General features: G+C 73.4%; 16 protein-coding genes. 14 read left to right on the top strand and 2 right to left on the bottom strand.

Going from position 1 to position 22,601, the window contains the following annotated elements; translation table 11 throughout:
* The first annotated feature begins 246 nt into the window (after nt 1-246).
* Nucleotides 247-1,056 carry an SDR family oxidoreductase gene (locus LO772_RS13870; protein WP_231778717.1) on the top strand — a complete coding sequence of 270 codons (810 nt, stop codon included), beginning with the start codon at nt 247-249 and terminating at the stop codon, nt 1,054-1,056.
* 120 nt (nt 1,057-1,176) lie between these two features.
* Here the strand turns inward: LO772_RS13870 and LO772_RS13865 are convergent, their stop codons facing one another.
* A complete protein-coding gene (locus LO772_RS13865) occupies nt 1,177-1,488 on the bottom strand; it encodes a WhiB family transcriptional regulator (protein ID WP_231778716.1) in 312 nt (103 codons plus the stop codon).
* A gap of 590 nt (nt 1,489-2,078) precedes the next feature.
* Between LO772_RS13865 and LO772_RS13860 the strand changes: the two genes are divergently transcribed.
* From LO772_RS13860 to LO772_RS13810, 11 genes are all read left to right on the top strand, one after another.
* Complete coding sequence (locus LO772_RS13860) at nt 2,079-2,690, top strand: response regulator transcription factor (protein ID WP_231779541.1); 612 nt, start codon at nt 2,079-2,081, stop codon at nt 2,688-2,690.
* A gap of 151 nt (nt 2,691-2,841) precedes the next feature.
* Nucleotides 2,842-3,435, top strand: coding sequence for an RNA polymerase sigma factor ShbA (gene shbA / locus LO772_RS13855; RefSeq protein WP_269453234.1), 594 nt, complete (start codon nt 2,842-2,844; stop codon nt 3,433-3,435).
* A complete protein-coding gene (locus LO772_RS13850) occupies nt 3,432-3,659 on the top strand; it encodes a hypothetical protein (RefSeq protein WP_231778715.1) in 228 nt (75 codons plus the stop codon). Before shbA ends, LO772_RS13850 begins: the two co-directional genes overlap by 4 nt.
* Nucleotides 3,660-4,312: 653 nt before the next feature.
* Nucleotides 4,313-5,818 (top strand): IMP dehydrogenase, encoded by a 1,506-nt coding sequence (guaB, locus tag LO772_RS13845; protein ID WP_231778714.1) that lies wholly within the window; start codon nt 4,313-4,315, stop codon nt 5,816-5,818.
* A 265-nt stretch (nt 5,819-6,083) separates the two neighbouring features.
* Nucleotides 6,084-7,199 carry a GuaB3 family IMP dehydrogenase-related protein gene (locus tag LO772_RS13840; protein WP_231778713.1) on the top strand — a complete coding sequence of 372 codons (1,116 nt, stop codon included), beginning with the start codon at nt 6,084-6,086 and terminating at the stop codon, nt 7,197-7,199.
* A 262-nt stretch (nt 7,200-7,461) separates the two neighbouring features.
* A complete protein-coding gene (locus LO772_RS13835) occupies nt 7,462-9,171 on the top strand; it encodes a glycerol-3-phosphate dehydrogenase/oxidase (protein WP_231778712.1) in 1,710 nt (569 codons plus the stop codon).
* 142 nt (nt 9,172-9,313) lie between these two features.
* Entirely contained in the window at nt 9,314-11,479 is a 2,166-nt protein-coding gene (locus LO772_RS13830; protein WP_231778711.1) for a serine/threonine-protein kinase, read from the top strand.
* Nucleotides 11,480-11,545: 66 nt separating this feature from the next.
* Entirely contained in the window at nt 11,546-13,495 is a 1,950-nt protein-coding gene (locus LO772_RS13825) for a serine/threonine-protein kinase (RefSeq protein ID WP_231778710.1), read from the top strand.
* Nucleotides 13,496-13,627: 132 nt separating this feature from the next.
* Entirely contained in the window at nt 13,628-15,493 is a 1,866-nt protein-coding gene (locus tag LO772_RS13820) for a serine/threonine-protein kinase (protein ID WP_231778709.1), read from the top strand.
* 72 nt (nt 15,494-15,565) lie between these two features.
* Nucleotides 15,566-16,480, top strand: a complete 915-nt coding sequence (locus LO772_RS13815) for an IS982 family transposase (RefSeq protein ID WP_231773292.1) — start codon at nt 15,566-15,568, stop codon at nt 16,478-16,480.
* A gap of 104 nt (nt 16,481-16,584) precedes the next feature.
* A complete protein-coding gene (locus tag LO772_RS13810) occupies nt 16,585-18,615 on the top strand; it encodes a serine/threonine-protein kinase (protein WP_231778708.1) in 2,031 nt (676 codons plus the stop codon).
* Nucleotides 18,616-19,037: 422 nt separating this feature from the next.
* On the opposite strand, the gene LO772_RS13805 is transcribed toward LO772_RS13810, so the two are convergent.
* Nucleotides 19,038-19,310: a chorismate mutase gene (locus tag LO772_RS13805; protein ID WP_231778707.1), complete on the bottom strand. Its 273-nt coding sequence runs from the start codon at nt 19,308-19,310 to the stop codon at nt 19,038-19,040.
* A 297-nt stretch (nt 19,311-19,607) separates the two neighbouring features.
* Between LO772_RS13805 and guaA the strand changes: the two genes are divergently transcribed.
* Nucleotides 19,608-21,197, top strand: a complete 1,590-nt coding sequence (guaA, locus tag LO772_RS13800; protein ID WP_231778706.1) for a glutamine-hydrolyzing GMP synthase — start codon at nt 19,608-19,610, stop codon at nt 21,195-21,197.
* 200 nt (nt 21,198-21,397) lie between these two features.
* Entirely contained in the window at nt 21,398-22,597 is a 1,200-nt protein-coding gene (locus LO772_RS13795; RefSeq protein WP_231778705.1) for an MFS transporter, read from the top strand.
* The last annotated feature ends 4 nt before the right edge of the window (nt 22,598-22,601 follow it).

Raw genomic sequence — 22,601 nt, 5'->3', positions numbered from 1 at the left:
GGTACTGACCGATTGCAGTCAAAACGATCATTTTCGATCATTCGGGCCCGGTCCCCTCGGGGGCCGGGCCCGACGCGTGCCGGGCGGCGCGGGTCGCGCACGCCGCCCCTTGGCCCGTCGCGCCCACCCGCGGCCGAACATCCCCCCGGCCCTTCCCGACCGCCGCGCGCATCTGCAACAGTGCGGTGCGGCACTGGAACTGACGAACCGTCAGCAATGCTTCGCGGCAGCGACCAAGGGGGCACCATGGGCACGTACGCGATCACCGGAGCCGCCTCCGGCCTGGGGGCGGCGACCCGGTCCCGCCTCCGGGCGGACGGCCACCGCGTCATCGGCGTCGATCTGAACGGCAGCGACATCGACGCGGACCTGGCGACCGCCGAGGGCCGCGCCGAAGCGGTCACCCGGATCGCGGAGTCGTGCGACGGCACCCTCGACGGCTTCGTCCCCTTCGCGGGCCTCGCGGCGGCCACCGGGCGCCCCGGGGCGCTGATGGTGTCGGTGAACTACTTCGGCGCGATCGCGGTCCTGGAGGGCGTACGCCCGCTGCTCGCCGCCGCGGAGCAGCCGTCGGCCGTCCTGGTCAGCTCGAACTCGACGACCTGCCAACCCAATTGGCCGACCGACCTGGCGGAGCTGTGTCTGGCCGGCGACGAGGACGCCGCGCGCGAGGCGGCCGACGCGGACCCCCTCGGGAGCTACCCGGCCGCCAAGGCCGCGCTCTCCTACTACGTGCGCACGAAAAGCGTCGGCGCCGAATGGATCGGCAGCGGCATCCGCCTCAACGCGATCGCCCCGGGCCTCATCGAGACCCCGATGACGGCCGCCGGCCGTACCGACCCGCTCACGGCGGACGGGATGAGGATGTTCCCGCTGCCGATCGGGCGCGGGGGAGAGCCGACCGAGATCGCGGCGCTGACCGCGTTCCTGCTCGGCCCCGAGTCGACGTTCTTCGTCGGGTCGGTGCTGTGCTGCGACGGCGGTACGGATGCCCTGCTGCGCGCCAAAGACTGGCCTGCCGTATGGGAGTTGGACCTCTCCGCGTTCACCGCGTGAGCCCGCCCCCGACCGGCCCGAACCCGGTGCGCGACCGCGTACGACGCCGGTGACCCCGCCCCGAGGCCCCTCGGGACGGGGTCACCGGAACCCGCCGCGTTCGTCCGGGTCCATCGGGCCTCAGCCCGCGGCCGGTACGTCGGTGCGGTTCATCATCCGGCGGCGGCCGTCCATCTCGACGCGGTCGTCCTCGGTGAGTCCGCCCCAGACGCCGTAGGGTTCGCGCACGGTCAGCGCGTGTTGCGCACACTGCACGCGGACCGGGCAGCGCCGGCAGACCTCTTTGGCCGCCACTTCGCGGGCGACGCGTGCCGCGCCGCGCTCACCCTCCGGGTGGAAGAACAAAGCGCTGTCGACCCCCCGGCAGGCGGCGGACAGCTGCCAGTCCCACAGATCGGCGTTCGGGCCGGGGAGCCGTGAGAAATCAGCCATGAGTCGTCCCTCGTATTCAGGGGCAATTGCAAGGTCGTTCTGCTGTCGGCACGGTCGCGACGCGGATTCCTCCGCTGAGGGTGGCTCAGACCATGCGATCAAACGATGGTGCGAAAGTGCCACAGAATGATCAATTCCATGCACATATCGGTCTCATGCGTTCATATCCGTAAAAAATCCGGTCACATCGACGATCGAGCCCCGACACAGGCGAAATTGGCTTGAAGTCGCGGCCCAAACGTGGACGCGGGAGCGGCGGGCGGACGTCGCTACGGGGTGCGGCCCGGGGGAACCGGCCGTCGCCCGACGGCCGGGGCCGGAACCCGTCGCCCGGAATCGCGGCCTCGGCGTGCCCTTCCACCGGGTCGGCTCGTTGTCTGTGGCGACGGGCCCACGGGCCCACGAAAGTACCCGTGCCGCAACCCCGTAACCCTTTCGAGTGACGGTCGTTGGGGATGGGTGAGGCGGTCGGCGGTTCGCACCCGCGAACTCGGGTGAGCAGGGGCACTCTGTGATCACCGATCGCGTAGGCAACGGAATGTACAGGCGTGGAGGCTCAACGTGACGCGGATCTGCTGCGGAGGCCGGCGATGACGACCGTCCTGGTCTGCGACGATTCCCCACTCGTCCGGGAGACCCTGCGGCGCGCGGTGGCCACGGTCCCCGGTGTCGAGCGGGTGACCACGGCCACGAGCGGCGAGGAGGTGCTGCGCCGCTGGGGCGCGGAGCGCTCCGACCTCGTCCTCATGGACGTGCGCATGCCCGGGCTGGGAGGCGTCGAGGCCGTGCGCCGGCTGCTCACCGGCGACCCGGGTGCCCGGGTGATCATGCTGACGATGGCCGAGGATCTCGACGGCGTCGCTCTCGCGGTCGCCGCCGGCGCCCGCGGGTACCTGCACAAGGACGCCTCGCGCGCCGAGTTGCGGGCGACCGTCTCCCAGGCCCTCGCCGACCCGACGTGGCGGCTCGCGCCGCGGCGTCTCCGCTCGGCCGACATGGGCGTCGCCCCGACGCTCACGGCCCGCGAGATCCAGGTCCTGGAAGGGATGAGCCATGGCCGGAGCAACGCGGAGATCGGCCGGGAGCTGTTCCTGTCCGAGGACACCGTGAAAACGCACGCCCGGCGGCTCTTCAAGAAGCTCGGTGCGTCGGACCGCGCGCACGCGGTCGCGCTCGGCTTCCGCTGGGGCCTCGTGCGGTGATCCGGCGGGACCGCGGGGCCCTGCGGGGCTCCCGGGGCGACGCGACGGACCCCGGCGCCGACGGCCGCCGGGAGCCTTCCTGGCGCCCTGGGGCGAACCGCAGGGTCCACGGCCCGGCATACTGAATCTCATGGGCGGGATCGCCGAGCGCATGCCGGACAGACCGAACAGGGCCGACAGCCGGGTCGACAGCGGCATGCGTGCCGTGGTCGTCAGGGCTGTCCAAGGGGACCTCCAGGCCACCGACGAGCTACTGGCCTACGTGCGACCACTGGTGCTCCGTTATTGCCGCGCCCGGCTCGGCCGGGTGCCGGGAGCGGAGCACGCGGCCGACGACGCGGCCCAGGAGGTCTGCCTCGCGGTGCTGTCGGCGCTGCCGCGGTATCGCGACGAAGGGCGGCCTTTCGAGGCGTTCGTCTTCGGCATCGCGGCGCACAAGGTGGTCGACGTGCAGCGGGCGGCGGTGCGTGCGGCCGTCCCCACGTGCGACCTCCCCGAGGCGATTGACGACGACCCGGGGCCGGAGGACCAAGTGGTACGCCGCAGCGACGCGGCGCAGGCCCGGGCCCTGCTCGGCAGGCTCCCGGACAATTTGCGCGAACTCCTCGTGCTGCGCGTCGCCGTGGGTCTGTCCGCGGAGGAGACCGGGCGGGCCATGGGCATGTCGCCGGGTGCCGTCCGGGTCGCGCAGCACCGGGCGCTCTCCCGGCTGCGCGCGCTGGCCGAGGAAGAGAAGACCGCGTGACGGCTGCCGATTCCGGGGCACGCCAGATGAGGCTGGATACGACGACGCCGCGCGCGCCCGCCGATCTCGGGATGCTGCGCCGCGATGACGAGTTGGTCGAGACCCTGCGCCGACGCACCGACCAGCCGCCGCACGACCGTGTGAGCCGACTGTTTCTGGCCCTTCTCGCGGAGGTCGACGCGGGCCCGTCCGTGCGCCGCGCGATGACCGACAGCCGCCGCTGACGCCGTCCGCGCGGGAACGGGGACGGTGACGCGCCCCGGCCGGGTCGGCGTGAACGGCGGATCGCGCGGTTCCGATCCCTGGATCGATCGCGCCGAGGGCGACCGAGGCTCGGCCTGACCGGCACCGATCTCGACGCGGGCGAACGCGTTCCGCACCGAGGCGCCCGCCGGTGCGTGGGGGTGGGCTGTGGGCCGCACCGGACGGCGATCGTGGCGCGGCACGGCGGTGCGACGCGCACCCGGGCGAGCGGGTCACGCGGGGGCGCCGGCGGCCGGTGGGGCCCAGGTGCGCGGCCCATGGCCCTGTCGGTCGTGTTCGCGTGCCGCTGCCGCCGGTTCGTGCCGGGGGCGGGTGGGCGCGGACGGGGCAGGGGCGGGTTTCTCGGTCGTGCGGGCGGCGGTGGGGGTGGCGAAATCGGGCGAGTGGGGGCGTTCGGGAAGGACGCGGGGTCGGGGGTTGTCGGACCCGAGTAGCATGGGGGTCCTCCCTCTGGCACACCACCGGGGTTCGCCGCAACCTGTGCGCGCGGCAGCGGGCCCGGTGGAGCCGTTGTTTTCCCCGCGGCCGGAACCGCAGTGGAAGACGGCCGCAGTGTCGATCAGCCGATCGGATCGCTCCAGTCGATCACTTCGTACCGGAACCGGAAGGTGTCATGAGTCTCACGGCCGACGGCGTACCCGAGAAGTTCGCGATGCTCGGGCTGACCTACGACGACGTCCTGCTGCTGCCGGGGCCGTCGGATGTCGTGCCGAGCGAGGTCGACACCTCGTCGCGGGTGACGCGCAACATCAGTGTGCGCATTCCCCTGCTGTCGTCCGCGATGGACACCGTCACCGAGTCCCGCATGGCGATCGCGATGGCGCGCCAGGGCGGTGTCGGGGTGCTGCACCGCAATCTGTCGATCGAGGACCAGGCGAACCAGGTCGACCTGGTGAAGCGGTCCGAGGCGGGCATGGTCATCGACCCGATCACGATCGGCCCGGACGCCACGCTGCGCGAGGCCGACCAACTCTGCGCCCGCTACCGCATCAGCGGGGTCCCGGTCACCGACGAGAACGGCCGGCTGCTCGGTATCGTCACCAACCGCGACCTGCGCTTCGAGGTCGACCACGCGCGGCGCGTCCGCGAGGTCATGACGCCGATGCCGCTGGTCACCGGCAAGGTGGGCATCAGCGGGCCGGACGCCATGGAGCTGCTGCGCCGCCACAAGGTCGAGAAGCTGCCGCTGATCGACGACGCGGGCAAGCTGCGCGGCCTCATCACGGTCAAGGACTTCGTCAAGAGCGAGCAGTACCCGAACGCCACGAAGGACGCCGACGGCCGCTTGGTCGTGGGTGCCGCGGTCGGCACCGGGGACGACAGCTTCCTGCGCGTGCAGGCGCTGGTCGAGGCGGGGGTCGACTTCGTCGTCGTCGACAGCGCGCACGGCCACTCGCGCGGCGTGCTCGACATGATCGCCAAGGTCAAGGCCAACACCAAGGTCGACGTCATCGGCGGCAACGTGGCCACGCGCGACGGCGCGCAGGCGCTGATCGACGCGGGCGTCGACGGCGTCAAGGTGGGCGTCGGGCCGGGGTCGATCTGCACCACGCGCGTCATCGCCGGTGTGGGGGCGCCGCAGGTCACCGCCATTTACGACGCGGCGCTCGCGTGCGGCCCGGCCGGGGTTCCGGTCATCGGCGACGGCGGCCTGCAGTACTCGGGCGACATCGCGAAGGCGATCGCGGCCGGCGCCGACACCGTGATGCTCGGCAGCCTGCTGGCCGGCTGCGAGGAGAGCCCGGGCGAGCTGATCTTCATCAACGGCAAGCAGTTCAAGAGCTACCGCGGCATGGGCTCGCTGGGGGCGATGCAGTCGCGCGGGCAGGCGAAGTCGTTCTCGAAGGACCGCTACTTCCAGGACGACGTGCTGTCCGAGGACAAGCTCGTGCCCGAGGGCATCGAGGGCCAGGTGCCCTACCGGGGCCCGCTGTCCGCGGTCGCGCACCAGCTCGTCGGCGGGCTGCGGGCGTCGATGGGGTACGCGGGCGCCCCGACCGTTCCCGAGCTGAAGGTCCGCGGCCGTTTCGTGCGGATCACCGCGGCCGGGCTGCGCGAGTCGCACCCGCACGACATCACGATGACGGTCGAGGCGCCGAACTACTCGTCGTCGCGCTGAGCCGCGGGTTCGCGCGGTTCGGGAGAGTCCTCACGGTACGGGGCGGCCCGGAACCTCCGGTTTCGGTCCGCCCCGTACCCTTGTCCGCGGATCGGCGGCGCACGCTCCGGGTCCCTCACGTCCACCGGCGAACGGCCAGGCGGAGTCGGTGGCCGCCAGACAACAGGGGCGGAGTCGGTGGCCGCCAGACAGCAGGGGCGGAGTCGGTGGCCGCCCAAACAATCGAGGCGGAGTCGGTGGCCGCCAAACACCAGAGAGGCGCAACGTGACTGAGGTCGAGATCGGTCGGGGCAAGCGCGGCAGGCGTGCCTTCCACTTCGACGACGTCGCCATCGTCCCGAGCCGGCGCACGCGCGACCCCGAAGAGGTCTCGATCGCGTGGCAGATCGACGCGTACCGCTTCGAACTGCCGTTCCTGACCGCGCCGATGGACAGTGTCGTGTCGCCGGAGACCGCGATCGCGGTGGGACGCATGGGCGGGCTCGGGGTGCTCAACCTCGAAGGCCTGTGGACGCGGTACGAGGACCCGACGGCGCTGCTCGCCGAGATCGGCACGCTGGACGCGGCGACCGCGACGCGGCGCATGCAGGAGATCTACGCCGAGCCGATCAAGGCGGATCTGATCGGCGCGCGCATCAAGCAGATCCGCGACGCGGGCGTGGTGACCGCGGCGGCGCTGTCGCCGCAGCGCACCGCGCAGTACCACAAGGCGGTCATCGACGCGGGCGTGGACATCTTCGTGATCCGCGGGACGACCGTGTCGGCCGAACACGTGTCCGGTCGTGCGGAGCCGCTCAACCTCAAGCAGTTCATCTACGACCTCGACGTGCCGGTGATCGTCGGCGGCTGCGCGACGTACCAGGGCGCGCTGCACCTGATGCGCACGGGCGCGGCGGGGGTGCTGGTCGGGTTCGGCGGCGGCGCGGCGCACACGACGCGCGACGTGCTGGGCGTCGCGGTGCCGATGGCCACCGCGGTCGCGGACGTGTCCGAGGCCCGCCGCGACTACCTCGACGAGTCCGGCGGCCGGTACGTGCACGTCATCGCGGACGGCAGCGTCGGCAAGAGCGGCGACATCGCCAAGGCCGTCGCGTGCGGGGCCGACGCCGTCATGATCGGGTCCGCGCTAGCCCGCGCGACCGACGCCCCGGGCCGCGGCCACCACTGGGGTTCGGAGGCGCACCACCCCGAGCTGCCGCGCGGGCGCCGCATGAACCTGGGCGCGGTCGGCACGCTGGAGGAGGTGCTGAACGGGCCGTCGCAGGTCTCGGACGGCTCGATGAACCTCTTCGGCGCGCTCCGGCGTTCGATGGCGACGACGGGCTACACGGACCTGAAGAAGTTCCAGCAGGTCGAGGTGACGGTCTCCCCCGCGCACTGAGGCGCACCGCCGCCGTTCCCCGGCGGCGGCGCCGATGTTCGCCGCGTCGCCCCGGGCGTTCACCCGTCCGGGGTAAGAGGGATTCCTCGGCTCGGAAGCCCCGCGGCACCGGTCGCGCACGGGTCGGAGGCGGCGTGCCGCGTCGCGTCCCGCGCGGTGGGCCGCCGTACCGGCGATGATCGGGACCGGGGACGGTCCGTTCGGCGGATCCCGCGGCGCGGGGTCCCGGCGGGCGACGACGACGGGAGCGGGTGACGGCGCGTTGAGGACCACGGCGTTGGGGTTGCGGGCACGCGAGGACGCGCTCGGTCGGATGGCCGAGCGCGAGTTGGACGTCGTGGTGGTCGGCGGCGGTGTGGTCGGCGCCGGCACCGCGCTCGACGCGGTCACCAGGGGCCTGAGCGTCGGCCTGATCGAGGCCCGGGACTGGGCGTCGGGGACGTCCAGCCGGTCGAGCAAGCTGATCCACGGCGGCCTGCGCTACCTGGAGATGATGGACTTCGGGCTGGTGCGGGAGGCCCTGCGCGAGCGTGGGCTCATGGTGCAGCGCCTCGCGCCGCACCTGGTCAGGCCGGTGCCGTTCCTGTACCCGCTCCAGCACCACGCGTGGGAGCGCGCGTACGTCGGCACCGGCATCGCGCTGTACGACACGATGGGCGTCTCCGGCGGCCACGCGCGCGGCCTGCCCCGCCACCGGCACCTGTCGAAGCGGCGCGCGCTGCGCCTCGCGCCGGCGCTGCGCAAGGACGCGCTGGTCGGCGCGGTGCAGTACTACGACGCGCAGGTCGACGACGCCCGGCACACCATGACGCTGGTGCGCACGGCGGCCGGGTACGGCGCGCATGTCGCGTCGCGGGCCTCGGTGACCGGGTTCCTGCGCGAGGGCGAGCGCGTCGTCGGCGTCGAGGTCCGCGACGTCGAGAGCGGCGGCACGTACGCGATCCGCGCGCGGCAGGTGGTCAACGCGACCGGCGTGTGGACGGACGAGACGCAGGCGCTGGTCGGCGAGCGCGGGCAGTTCCACGTGCGCGCGTCGAAGGGCATCCACCTGGTCGTGCCGAAGGACCGGATCCACTCGGCGACGGGGCTGATCCTGCGGACGGAGAAGTCCGTGCTGTTCGTGATCCCGTGGGGTCGCCACTGGATCGTCGGCACCACGGACACCGACTGGGACCTGGGCAAGACCCACCCGGCGGCGAGCCGCACCGACATCGAATACCTGCTGGAGCGCGTCAACGCGGTCCTCGCGGTGCCGCTCGGCCGCGAGGACGTCGAGGGCGTGTACGCGGGCCTCCGGCCGCTGCTGCGCGGCGAGTCGGACGCGACGAGTCGGCTCTCGCGCGAGCACACGGTGGCGCATCCGGTACCGGGCCTGGTGGTGGTCGCGGGCGGCAAGTACACGACGTACCGCGTCATGGCGGCCGACGCGGTCGACGCCGCGGTGCACGGCCTGGACCGCAAGGTCGCGCCGAGCTGCACCGAGACGGTGCCGTTGGCGGGGGCCGAGGGCTATCACGCGCTGTGGAACGCCCGGGCCGCGATCGCGGCGCGCAGCGGGCTGCACGTCGCCCGCGTCGAACACCTGCTCAACCGGTACGGCTCGCTCACCGACGAGGTGCTCGCGCTGGTCGAGGCCGACCCGGGGCTCGGCCGCGCGCTGGACGGCGCCGACGACTACCTGCGCGCCGAAGTGGTGTACGCGTGCACCCACGAGGGCGCGCTGCACCTCGACGACGTGCTGGACCGGCGTACCCGCGTCTCCATGGAAACTTTCGACCGGGGGGTGCGCGTTGCCGGGGAGTGTGCCCGGCTCATGGCTCCCGTGCTCGGGTGGACCGACGAGCAGGTGCGGCGCGAGGTCGACTACTACCTCAAGCGGGTGGAGGCCGAGCGCGAGTCGCAGGAGCAGCCCGACGACCGCACCGCCGACGCCGTCCGGATGGGGGCCGAGGAGGTCGTGCCGCTGGCGTGAGCCGGCGCGGCCGACAGCACCGGCGCGCGGGGCCGACTTGGCGTCGGTCCGGCGGGCCGGGCGGGCGTACGCGACCGGTCCCGCGACCACCGGCGGGGGTGGTTGACTGGAAGCGCCGCGAGACCAGCCACAGGAGACACGCATGACCGACCCCGAGGCCGACGGGCGCCTGATCGCCGGCCGGTACCGGCTTCGGGAGCGCTTGGGGCGCGGCGGGATGGGCACCGTGTGGTGCGCGCTCGACGAGGTGCTGGACCGGCGGGTCGCGGTCAAGGAGCTGCGTGTCCCGGCGCACGTCGACGACGACGAGCGCGGCACGCTGTGCGCCCGCATGCTGCGCGAGGCCCGCGCCGCGGCGCGTATCGACCACCCCAACGTGGTCACGATCTTCGACGTCGTCGACGAGGACGGCCGGCCGTGGATCGTCATGGAGCTGGTGCGCGGCGCGTCGCTCGCCCAGGAGATCGAGAAGGACGGCCCGCTGCCGCCCGGCCAGGTCGCCGAGATGGGGCTGCGGCTGCTGTCCGCGCTGGAGGCCGCGCACGAGGCGGGGGTGCTGCACCGCGACGTCAAGCCGGCGAACGTCCTGCTGGCCCGCAACGGCCGGGTGGTGCTGACCGATTTCGGTGTCGCCTCGGTGGAGGACAGCGCGACGCTCACGCAGTTGGGCGCGCTGATCGGGTCGCCCGAATATCTCGCGCCCGAGCAGGTGGACGGCCAGCTGCCCGGCCCGTCGGCCGACCTGTGGTCGCTGGGTGTGACGTTGTACGAGGCGGTGGAGGGGCGGCCCGCGTACCGCCGCGCGACGCACGCGGCGACGCTCGCCGCGGTGGCCGCGGCGCGGTTCCCGGACCTGGACAGGGCGGGGGTGCTGATGCCCGTGCTGCGGTCGGTGCTCGTCCAGGACCCGACGGCGCGCGCGGCGGTCCCGGTGCTGCGCGAGCGCCTGATCGAGGCGGTGGAGGCCGCGCCGCCCGTGCCCGCGTCCCCCGACGACGCCCGGACGTTCGCGGGGCGGCAGCGGACCGGTGTCACGCGCAGGCACACGCTGTATCCGGGGGAGCCGGGTGCGGAGCCTTCGGTGTACGACGCGGCGTCGGGCGCACGGCCGGTGCGGCACGCGGTGGGCGACGGCGGCGGCCGGCGGGGGATGCCGGCGCCCCGGGGCAAGGACGGGCGGGCGGGCAGGGCGGCCGGCGGCCTGGGCAAGCGCGGCGGCAGTACGCGCGCCGACACCCCGGTGAACGGTCTCGCGGTCGGTGACGGCTCGGCCCGGTCCGGGGCCTACTGGGGTTCGGCGGGGGCGTCCGGCGTCGTGGGCATACGGCGGCGCGGTCGCGGCGAGTCGGCCGAGGACGCCGAACCGCGCCCGGAGGACGGCCGTGCCGGAGTCACGCACACCAATCTGCGCGTGCAGCGCACCCGCGTGGGGCAGACCGCGCCGACGCGCGACAAGCCGCCGCGCGACGGCAAGCGGAAGCCGAGCCGCCGGGCTCGCGCGCGGGCGCGGCGCGGCGGCGGGTTTCGGGCGCGCTACCGGCGCTGGCCGCGCTGGTGGATCCGCCACTGGGCGACCGTGCTGGTGGTCGTCGCGATCATGAGCGCGGCCATGGCGAAGTGGTTCGCCAACTACGGCACGTGGGCGGCGATGTACACGATCTCGCTGCTGGCGCTGGTGCTCGCGGTGTGGGTCGTGCTGCCGCACCGCAGGCTCTCCAGATCCGTCCCCGCCGCGATGCTGGCCGGTGTCATCGGCGGCGGGGCACTCGAACTGCTCGACATCGACCTGGACCTGGTCGCCGTGCTGGCCCTGGTCGGGGGCAGCCTGCTGCTCGGCCCGCTGATCGACGGCGCGGTGCTGCGGCGGCTGCGCACGGGGTCGGGGCTGGGGTTCGCGCTGCCGGTGCCGGAGGGCTGGCGGTGTACGACGACCGACGGCGGGCTCTCGGTGGACGACCCCGACCGGCTGATCTCGGTGACGGTCACGGTCGACCGCGGCATCGTCATGCCGCCCGAGGAGTCCGTCCTGCACCGCGAGCACGGCACGCTCGCGTCGCGCGACTACCGCGACAGCGAGGACTACCGGCGGCTGGAGCTGGCGGCGTCGGACTACCGGGGCCATGACGCGGCGGAGTGGGAGTATGTGTGGCGTGGGCCCGAGGGGGCGGGGTTCCACGGCAAGGACCTGGTCGTACGCACGGCCGACGGGGTGCGCTACTGGATGACCGTACGCTGCCGGGAGGAGTTGTGGTCGACGGCGGTGACGTACTTCGACCACGCGAAGGAGAACCTGTCCATCGTGCGGTAGGCATGGTGGTTCGGAACGACGGTTCGTACGGGGGTACGGCAGGCAGGCACACGGCGGGGCGGGAACATGACGGAACCGACCGGGGAACGGCTGGTCGCTGAGCGGTACCGGTTGGCGGAGACGCTGGGCCGGGGCGGCATGGGCACGGTGTGGCGCGCGCACGACACGGTGTTGGACCGGACCGTCGCGGTCAAGGAGGTCCGCGTCCCCGACGACCTCGACGACGACGAGCGCGAGAGGCGGTCGGCCCGCGCGATGCGCGAGGTGCGCGCCGCCGCGCTGGTGGCGCATCCCAACGTGGTGGTCGTGCACGATGTCGTCGAGGACGGCGGACGGCCGTGGATCGTCATGGAGTACGTGCCCGGCCGGACGCTCGCCGACGACCTGGCCGAGGGCCGCCTGTCGGTGGGCGACGCGACGCGCGTCCTGCGCCAGATACTGCGCGCGCTGAGTGTGGTGCACGCGGCCGACGTGGTGCACCGCGACATCAAACCCGCCAACATCCTGCTGGCCGCCGGCGGGCGCGCGGTGCTCACCGACTTCGGCATCGCGATGCTCGGCGGCAGCACGACGATCACCGCGACCGGCACGACGATCGGCACGCTCGAATACATGGCTCCCGAACGCGCCCACGGGCTGCGTCCGGGGCCGGCGTCGGACCTGTGGTCGCTCGGGGCGACGCTGTACGAAATGCTCGAGGGCCGCTCGCCGTTCCGGCGCAACGGCGAGTTCGCCACACTCCAGGCGGTGTTGGACGGCACCTACGAACCGCCCCGGCACGCGGGCGTGCTGGCCGCCGTGCTGGCGGGGCTGCTGATCGCCGAACCGGAGCAGCGGCTGACGGCGGATCAGGCGCTGCTTCTGGTCGACGAGGGGCTCTCGTCGGCCGATGCCACGGTCGGGACGGGGGATTCGGCCGTCCCGGTCGTCCCCGTCCCCGTGTCCGTCCCGGACGAGGCGAACGATCCGGGCGAGGTGGACGAGACCGCCGACGCGCCCGCCGTGGAGGACACCGCCGACGGCACCGCGGACGACGTGCGCGCCGAGGCGACGGGCGGCGCGACCGGCGACGTCGCGCGGGCGGTGACGCTCCCGGGGATTCCGGAGCCTCCGAAGGCGGCGCCGGCCGCGCACCGGGCCGGTCCGCCGCCGGTGCCCGCCGAGCCGCCCCGGGTCGGGCCTCCCGCGCCCGGTCCCGCGGCGAAGACGGGCGGGCCGCGGGCCGGCCGTTCGCCGCTGCGCTCCCACCCGGTCCGGGCGGCGCTCGCCGTGGCGGTGATCGCCGCGCTCACGGCGGGGGTGTGGGCGTACGTCGCGACCACCGGCGATGACGCGTCGGACACCTCCGCGGGCCGCGGGTCGGCCGCGCCGAAGCTGACGTCGGCGCCGCCGGACGGTCCCGCGGTGGGCACCGCACCGGTCGGCGTCGTGACGGGCGGTGTGGCGCCCGGGGGTTCGGCGTCGTCCGCGGAGCCGACGAGCCGCACGACCGGGGCGGCGGGTACGCCGACACCCGGCGGGACGCCCGGGACCGCGCCCGAGCCGACGACCGGGCCGACGACCGGGCCCGGCTTCCACCACGTGGTGGACCCGGCGGGCTTCTCCGTCGACGTCCCCGACGGCTGGAGCGCCGCGGAACCCCAGGGCGACCGTGTGTTCTTCCACTCACCGGGCCGGTCCGCCCGGCTCGGGGTGCGCGTCGACCCGCCCGACGCGTCGGGCGACCCGTACGCCGACCTCGCCGCCCAGGACGCCGGCGGCACGGGCTCGTCGGGGACCGCGGCGTATCCCGGGTATGAGCTGGTGGAGCTGATGGACGCCGCGTTCCGGGGCAATCCGGCGTGCTACTGGGAGTTCACGTGGAACGACTCCGGTACGCTGCGGCGCTCGATGAACCTGCGCTACGTCGCGAACGGACGGACGTTCGACTTCTGGGTGTCGGGCCCGGACACGTCCACCGAATCGCTGCGCGCTACGTTCGAGGCGGCCAGAGGCAGTTTCGCGCCGACCGATTGACCACCGGCTTGTGTGTGCCGGTTCCGTCACAGGTGCATCCTGATCGGGTCGCGCGGCGTCGAATAGACATGGGGCTTCCGTACGTTGCCGTGTGGGGGGACGACGGATCCAGGGCCCGACCGGGAGGGACCCGTGACTGAGGCGAGCGGTGGCGCGGCCGACCGCGTGGTGAACGACAGGTACCGGCTCGAAGAGCCGTTGGGGCGCGGAGGGATGGGGACGGTCTGGCTGGCCGTCGACGAACTGCTGCACCGTCAGGTCGCGGTCAAGGAAGTCCGCGTTCCGGGCGATCTGGATGTGGGGGAGCAGGAGGTTCTGCGCGAACGCGCGATGCGCGAGGCGCGCGCGGCGGCCCGCGTGGTGCACCGCAACGTCGTCACGATCTACGACGTCGTCGAGGACGACGACCGGCCGTGGATCGTCATGGAGTTGGTGCGGGCGCGGGCGCTGGACGAGGTCGTGAAGGAAGACGGCCCGCTCACCCCGGACAAGGCCGCCGAGGTCGGTCTCGCGGTGCTGGCGGCGCTGCGGGCGGCCCGCGAGGCGGACGTCCTGCACCGGGACGTCAAGCCGAGCAACATCCTGATGGCGCCGGACGGGCGCATCGTGCTCACGGACTTCGGCATCGCGACGGTGCTGGGCTCGGCCACGCTCACCGCGACCGGGATGCTCATCGGATCGCCCGAATATCTGGCGCCGGAACGGGTGTTGGGGCGCCGGCCGGGCGCCGCATCCGATCTGTGGTCACTCGGTGTGACGCTGTACCAGGCGGTGGAGGGGCGTTCGCCGTTCCAGCGGCCGTCGCCGGTCGAGACGCTCACCGCCGTCCTGACGGACGACGCCGAACCCGCCCGGAACGCGGGCGCGTTGCGTCCGGCGATCGAAGCGCTCATGCGCAAGGACCCGGACACGCGGCCGGACGAGGAGACGTCCGAACGCCTGCTGGCCGCCGCGCTGAAGGAAGAGGCGGCCAAGAGGGAGCGGGGCACGGCCGAGGACAAGCCGCGCGGGGCGGGCAAGGCCGCCGCGGCCGGTCTCGCCGCCGCGGCGGCGTCGGGGGCCGCCGGGGCCGCGTCGGGGGCCGAGCCCGGCGGCGAACCGGGCGCGGAGGCCGGGAAGTCCCCGATCCCGCACGTTCCGAGCCCCACGGGGCACCAGTCGTTCGCGCGGATCCCGGCGCCGCCCGCCGCGCCGCCTCCCGAGTCCCGGCCGACCGCCGTCCTCGGGCCGGCCGGCGGAGCCGCCTCGCCGTCGGTGTTCTCCCCGGCGCCCGAGGGCCCGGACACCGGCGCGCCCGCCGCCGGCGCCGGTACGGGCGGTGAGGCCCCCACGGCCGACCTGGGCCGTCCGCCGAGGCCCGGGGACACGCCGCCGATGTTCCCGCTCGGCGGCTTCCACGGAAGCGAGAGCGGGGCCGACACGTCGGCGCCGGGCGAACCGGGCGCCGCGTACCCGCCCGCGCGGCGCATGCGCGGCGTCTACGCGGTCTTCGCGGCGGTGGCCGCGGCGGCGATAGGGGCCGCGCTGTGGATCATCCCGTCCGCGTTCGGCGACCAGGACGGCAAGAGCGGGCCCGTGGGCGGCACCGTGAGCACGAGTACGTCGGGCGGCCCGCAGCCGGGCAGCGGCGACAGCACGGCGTCGACCGCCGTACCCACCTTCGAGCCGTGGACGCCCACGGCCACCGAGACGACCCCGTCGTCCGGGAGGACCACCGGCGGTTCGGACCGCGGCGGGTCGACCGGCGACCGCGACGGCGGCACCCCGACCAGGACGACGACCAGGCCCCGGACGACCGAGCCGACGACCGTGAGGCCGCCGACCTCCACGGTCCCGACGACCACGTCGAGCGGACCCGACACGCCCACGCCCACCGAGACGACGCCGACGTCGTCGCCCACCGGCACCGGAAGCGAACCCACCGGCGGGCCGTCGCCCCCGACGGGCGGCCCGCCGTCCTCCACCGACCGCAACAGCGGTGGCCCGACCACAGAGTGAGGCCACCGCACTAGATGAATGAGTCCAAGGGATTGCCTGCGGACATGAAGCGAGGGCGTCCACAGTCGTGTTGTGATGCAAGACTTGGACACCCTCGCGACTGCACTCTATGCCCGGATCGACGACACCTTGAAGGCTTCGCCGGAACTGGCGCCGCCGCGCCCGAAGGTCGGGTTCGCGCCCACGCTCAGTGACGCCGAGTTGCTCACGCTGGCGGTCATGTCGGCGCTGCTCGGCTACACGTCCGAGCGGCGTTGGATCCGCCGGGTCGACAAGGACTTCCGCGGCCTGTTCCCGTACGTGCCCCGGCAGTCCGGGTACGGCAAGCGGCTGCGGGCGGCATCGTCGCTGTTCATCCACATGATCCGCATCCTGGCGACCGACACGACCTTGTGGAGCGACGACGTGTGGCTGGTCGACTCCACCCCGGTCGGCTGCGGCTGCTCGCGCGAGACCGCGAAACGCTCGGACCTGGCCGGCTGGGCCCAGTACGGCTACTGCGCGTCGCACTCGCGGTACTTCTGGGGCCTGCGGCTGCACCTGGTCTGCACCCTCGGCGGCCTGCCGGTCCTGTTCGCGCTGACCGGCGCCAAGGCCGACGAACGCGAGACCCTGCGCGACATGCTCGACACAGCCCCCGACGTCATGGCCGCCCACCCGGGCCAGACGATCATCGGCGACAGGCACTACTACGGCCGCGAGTTCGAACGCGACCTCACCGAACGTCACCTGGTCCTGCTGCGGCCGGCCCGCAAGGGCGAACCCGAACGGGCCGGAGCACACCTGTTCAAACCGCTCCGGCAGGTCATCGAGTCGATCAACCAGACACTCAAAGGCCAGCTCGACCTGGAACGACACGGCGGCAAAAGCCCCGCAGGGGCGGCCGTCCGCGTTCTGAGCCGCATCCTCGCGCTCACGGCCGCGATCTGGCACAACGACAAGACCGGACAACCCATCAAACGATCAATGACCGCCTACGACCACTAACCGTGACCACACCCCTTGGACTCATTCATCTAGTCTGAACGGGCGACAACACGGACCGGTGGGACGTCGGCGGCAGCCCGCCCACCGGGAGAGCGGGAGGAAACATGGCGGACGGCTCGTCGCCCGGCGGCACGCCCAGCGGCGGCGGCAGGTCCGGAGAACGGCTGGGCGGCGGCACACGCGTCGTCGCCGGGCGGTACCGGCTCGCGAGCGTGCTCGGGCGCGGCGGCATGGGTACGGTCTGGCACGCGGTCGACGAGATGCTGCACCGCGACGTCGCGATCAAGGAACTGCGGCTGCCCGACCACCTCGACGACGAGGAACGCGAGATCCAGCAGCAGCGCACGCTCCGCGAGGCCCGTACCGCCGCCCGCATTTCGCACGAGAACGTCATCACCATCCACGACGTCGTCGAGGACGACGGCATCCCGTGGATCGTCATGGAGCTGGTGCACGCCGACTCGCTCGCGGACATCCTCAAGTCGCGCGGGACGATGACGCCCGTCGAAGCCGCCGAGGTCGGGCTCAAGGTGCTCAACGCCCTGGTCGCGGCCGAGCAGAAGGGCGTCCTGCACCGCGACGTCAAACCGGCCAACATCCTGGTGACGGTCAGTGGCCGCGTCGTCCTGACCGACTTCGGCATCGCCACCGAGGCGGGCGCGCAGACGCTCACCGCGACCGGGATGCTCGTCGGCTCGCCGAACTTCCTGGCCCCCGAGCGCGCGCAGGGGTTGCGGCCGAACCTCTCCGCCGACCTGTGGTCGCTGGGGCTGGTGCTCTACATGGCGGTCGAGGGACGCAACCCGTTCGACCGTCCGACCATGATCAGCACGCTCAACTCGATCATGCTGGAGGAGCACGACCCGCCGCGCCGGGCGGGCGCGCTGCTGCCGGTCATCGACGGCCTGCTCAGGAAAGACCCCGTCGAGCGGCTGCCGGCCAAGGAGGTCGAGCGCCTGCTGCTCGGCATCATCCGCGGCGACCTGACCCAGGCGAACATCCACGCGGTGCCGCCGAACGTGCCCGTCGCGCCGCCGACGCACGACTCCACGGCGGCGGTCCGGCACACCGGGGAAGACCCGGGCACCGGCACGGTGCCAGGGCCGCTGCCGGGATACGCGTCCGACGGCGGGCCGGTGCCGGGAGCGGCGATGGCCGTGCCGGCCGCCCACGGGACGGCGCCGGGGGTCTTCGCGGCCGGCCCGCCCGGCCACCCCTACGACTCGGGTCCCGGCCCGGGGCCCGGCCCACGGCCCGGTTCCGGCCCCGGGGAGGCGCCGTCGGGGTACCCGGTGGCGCCCTACGGCGCGCACCCGGCGTCGGTGCCGACCTACCCGGGCCCGCCCGCGGCGGGCTCTTCGACCCTCGGGTACGGCGGCGCGGCGGCTCCCGCGCGGCCGTCCCGCAAGCCGATGGTGCTCGGCGTCGTCGCGCTGGTGATCGCGCTGGTGGCGGCCGGGGTCGCGGTGACGTTCGTGCTGCGCGGGGACGACAAGAAGGACAGCGCCGACAAGACCGGCCAGGTCGGTGCCGCGGACCCGGTGGGCGGCACGCAGGGGCCGACGGCGGGTGCCTCCGGCAGTGAGGGGTCGCCCGGCACCACGACCGCTCCGCCGTCCGGGTCGCCCGGCGGCCTGACCCCGCCGAGCGGCGCGGTCACCGCGGAGCCGTCGCGCATCCAGGGCTACACGTGGACGGTCGACCCGGCCGGGTTCGCGCTGTACGTCCCGACCGGCTGGCAGCGGACGGAGTCGGGCGCGCAGATCGACTACAAGGATCCGCGCGGCAAGACGTTCCTGCGGATCGGTACCGACAACGGGGGCGTGCACCCGCTGGACAACTTCCGCACGATCGACGGTGATTTCGCCGCCAAGAAGCAGAACTACGTGCGGCTTCAGCTCGACTCTTACCCGGTCTCGATGCCGGGCTGGGAGGCCGCGGTGTGGGAATTCACCTGGGACGGCAACCCGTTCGACCCGCAGAGCGGCATCCTGCGGTCGAGCCACGCGATCGACCTGGGCATCCGTACCGCGAACGGGAACGACTTCTCGATCTACGTCGCGTCGTTCGGGCCGGACTGGTCGGCGGCGAAGAAGGTCTTCGACACCGTGGTGACCGACTTCCGCGAAACGTGAACCCGACGGGCCGGATTGCCGCAGCGCGCCGGATTGCCCGAGTTCGTCCCCATGGCCCATAGTGGGTGATCGCCAGGCGGGTGCGGCGGTCGCGGCGGCTCGTAGTCGTGCGCACGCCCGCGCCGCCTGAGGCGCGGCGGCCGATGTCGGGCGTCCCCGACACCGGCCGCCGGCGGGGTCGTGACCGGAGGCTGTCCCCTGCCTCCCGGCCACGGCGCCGACGCGATGTCCCACAGCAGCCGCACATGGCATGCCTCATCGCATCGACGAACCATCGGCGACGCACGATCGACGATGAACCGTTTGACGGCCCTGCCGACCCGCTCCGCGAAGGGAGCGCGGTCAGCAGGCTCAACGATGTGCGGCGGGGGGAGGTTACGCGGCATTACACGACAAGTCGCTCGCAACGCGCGGAGTGGCTCTCAGACCCGCCCGCGGCCCAGCTCCAGGAGGGCCATGGCCACCTCGCGGCCCGGCGTGCCCCAGGCCTCGCGGTAGCGGCCGATGACCTCCATCTCGCGCGTCAGCTGTACGCGGCGGCCCCCGGCGGCGATCCGCGTGCGCTGCACCTCCTGCGACAACGCCACGCGTTCGGCGACCAGTTCGATGATCCGGCGGTCGACCTCGTCGATGCGGGCGCGCGTCGCGGCGATGGTCTCGTCCGCGGACGCGGCCTGCCTGGTGTTCTCGGTCATGGCGGTGTCTCCTCGAAGGCGGCGCGCACAGGGCGCGGGGGCGGTTCGCGGACCCCGGAGACGGACGACGCCCCGGGTTCCGAGAACCCGGGGCGTCGTTGAAGCCTGTGTGTTCAGGCGGCAGCGATGGCGCCGGGAATCCCGGGGCCATAGGTAAAGACGTATGCCGCGTCGAACATGCCCGCCAGTATGCACCCTCGTGCGCCCGCGCGGGGAGGCCTCCCGGATGCCGAGACAGGCGTCACCCGAACGGCCCGTAGAATCGAGGTGACCCCCGCACTCCTCGGAAGGCCCTCTGTGACCCCGAACAGTCCGGACGCGACCGGTGACGAAACCGTTCTCGTCGTCGACTTCGGCGCCCAATACGCGCAGCTGATCGCCCGACGGGTCCGCGAGGCCCGCGTCTACAGCGAGATCGTGCCGCACACCATGCCGGCGGCCGAGATCCTGGCCAGGAAACCCGCCGCGATCATCCTGTCCGGCGGCCCGTCCTCGGTGTACGCGGACGGCGCGCCCGCCGTCGAAGCCGCCCTGTTCGAGGCGGGGGTGCCCGTCTTCGGCATCTGCTACGGCTTCCAGGCGATGGCCCGCGCGCTCGGCGGCAACGTCGCCCGTACCGGCCTCGCGGAGTTCGGCGCGACCGCCCTCAAGGTCACCGACGCCGGCTCGACGCTGTTCGACGGCCAGCCGATCGACCAGTCCGTGTGGATGTCGCACGGCGACGCGGTCGACCGCGCCCCCGACGGCTTCACCGTCACCGCGACCACCGACGGCGCCCCGGTGGCGGCCTTCGAGGACGACGCGCGCAAGCTCTACGGCGTGCAGTACCACCCCGAGGTCCTGCACACCAAGTACGGCCAGCGGGTGTTGGAGCGCTTCCTGCACACCGGCGCGGGCCTCGCGGGCGACTGGACGATGACCAACGTCATCGACGAGCAGGTCGCCGGCATCCGCGAGCGGGTCGGCGACAAGCACGTCATCTGCGGGCTGTCCGGCGGCGTCGACTCCGCGGTCGCCGCGGCCCTCGTCCAGCGCGCCGTCGGCGACAAGCTGACCTGCGTGTTCGTCGACCACGGCCTGCTGCGCAAGGGCGAGGCCGAGCAGGTCGAGCGCGACTACGTCGCCGTCACCGGCGTCTCCCTCAAGGTCGTCGACGCCCAGGAGCGGTTCCTCGCCGCGCTCGCCGGGGTCACCGACCCCGAGGAGAAGCGCAAGATCATCGGGCGCGAGTTCATCCGGGTGTTCGAGCAGGCCGCCGCCGAGGTCGTCGCCGAGGCGGGCGCGCACGGCGAGCAGGTCGAATTCCTCGTCCAGGGCACCCTCTACCCCGACGTCGTCGAGTCGGGCGGCGGCACGGGCACCGCCAACATCAAGTCGCACCACAACGTCGGCGGGCTCCCGGAAGACCTCCAGTTCCGCCTGATCGAGCCGCTGCGCAAGCTCTTCAAGGACGAAGTCCGCGCGGTCGGCGAGGAGTTGGGCCTGCCCGCCGAGATCGTCTGGCGCCAGCCGTTCCCCGGCCCCGGCCTCGGCATCCGCATCATCGGCGAGGTCACCGCCGACCGCCTGGAGATCCTGCGCGACGCGGACGCGATCGCCCGCGAGGAGTTGTCCCGGGCGGGCCTCGACCGCGACATCTGGCAGTGCCCGGTGGTGCTCCTCGCCGACGTCCGCTCGGTCGGCGTCCAGGGTGACGGCCGCACGTACGGCCACCCGATCGTGCTGCGCCCGGTCACGTCGGAGGACGCCATGACCGCCGACTGGTCGCGCCTGCCGTACGACCTGCTCGCCCGCATCTCGAACCGCATCACCAACGAGGTCCGCGAGATCAACCGCGTCACCCTCGACGTGACCAGCAAGCCGCCGGGGACGATCGAGTGGGAGTAGCGGCGGCGTGACCGGGTGTGCGCCTGCCGCGAAGGGGCTCCCTTCGCGGCAGGCGCGACCGCCGCCTTCGGCGCCGGGCGGGTGGGTTTGCGGCGGTGTCGGGATGTCGGAAGCGGGCGTCCGGTGGGGGCGGGGGCACGTACGCTCGTTGGCGGTGCGGGTTTTCGGTGCCGCCCGAGTCCGGCGCAAGGGGGACCCGCATGGTCGCGATTCCGGTGGGCGTCGAGGGGGTCGTGCGGGCGCGGTTCGCCGTCGCGGCGGTGTTCTGCGTGCACGGGGCGGTGACCGGCAACTTCGCGTCGCGCGTGCCGTGGATCCAGGACCACGCGTCGGTCGGTGCGGGCGGGCTCGGCATCGCGCTCGCGTTCCCGGCGATCGGGGCCTCGGCGGCGATGACGATGGCCGGGGCGGTCCAGCACCGTCTGGGCGGGCGCCGCGCGATGCGCGGGCTGCTGGTGTTGTGGACGCTCGCGTTGGTGCCGACCGCGCTCGCGCCGAACGTGTACGCGTTGTGCGCGGCGCTGTTCGTCTACGGCTGCACGGCCGGCATGTCGGACGTCGTCATGAACGCGATCGGCGTGGAGACCGAGGACCGCCTCGGCCGGTCGATCATGTCGAGCCTGCACGGCATGTGGAGCGCGGGCCTGCTGCTCGGCTCGGGCGCGGGCACGATCGCGGCGCACGCCGAGGTGGACGCGCGCGTGCAGTTCGCCGCCGCGTCCGTCGTGCTGACGGTGCTGGGGCTGGTGTTCGCCGGTTGGGTCCTGGACACCCGGGGCGGCCCGGACGAGCACCCGCCGCCGCGCTTCGCGCTGCCCCCGAGGACGGCGTGGCTGATCGGCGCGGTCGGGTTCTGCGGTGTCTTCGCGGAGGGGGCGAGCCTGGACTGGTCGGCGGTCTACCTGCGCGACGTGCTCGACACGTCGCCGGGGCTCGCCGCCGCGTCCACCACGGGGTTCGCGTTGACGATGGCGGTCGCGCGTCTGGTCGGGGACCGCGTGATCGACCGTGTCGGCGCCGTGCGGACGGTCCGGGTGGGTGGTTTCGTCGCGACCGCGGGCGGGCTGCTGATCGTCACCGCGCCGCATCCCGCGGCGGCGATGGCGGGTTTCGCGCTGCTCGGCCTCGGTGTGGCGGTCGTCGTCCCGCTGGCGTTCGCGGCGGCCGGGCGCAGCGGCCCCAACGCGGGCCAGGCGATCGCGGGTGTCGCGACCGTCACCTATACGTCGGGTCTGATCGCCCCGTCGGCCATCGGCGCGATCGCCGGCGCGACGTCGCTGGTTGTCTCGTTCTGCCTGGTCACGGCCCTGGCGTGGGTGCTCACTGTGACCGCGGGGGTGCTGCGTTCGCCGTCCCGCCCCGTCGCGGCGGCGACGGGGCGGGACGGGAAAGCGGGCTGACGGG

This window comes from Yinghuangia sp. ASG 101 (genome assembly GCF_021165735.1).
Taxonomy (GTDB): Bacteria; Actinomycetota; Actinomycetes; order Streptomycetales; family Streptomycetaceae; genus Yinghuangia.
This window is presented reverse-complemented; position numbering and strand designations above follow the sequence as displayed.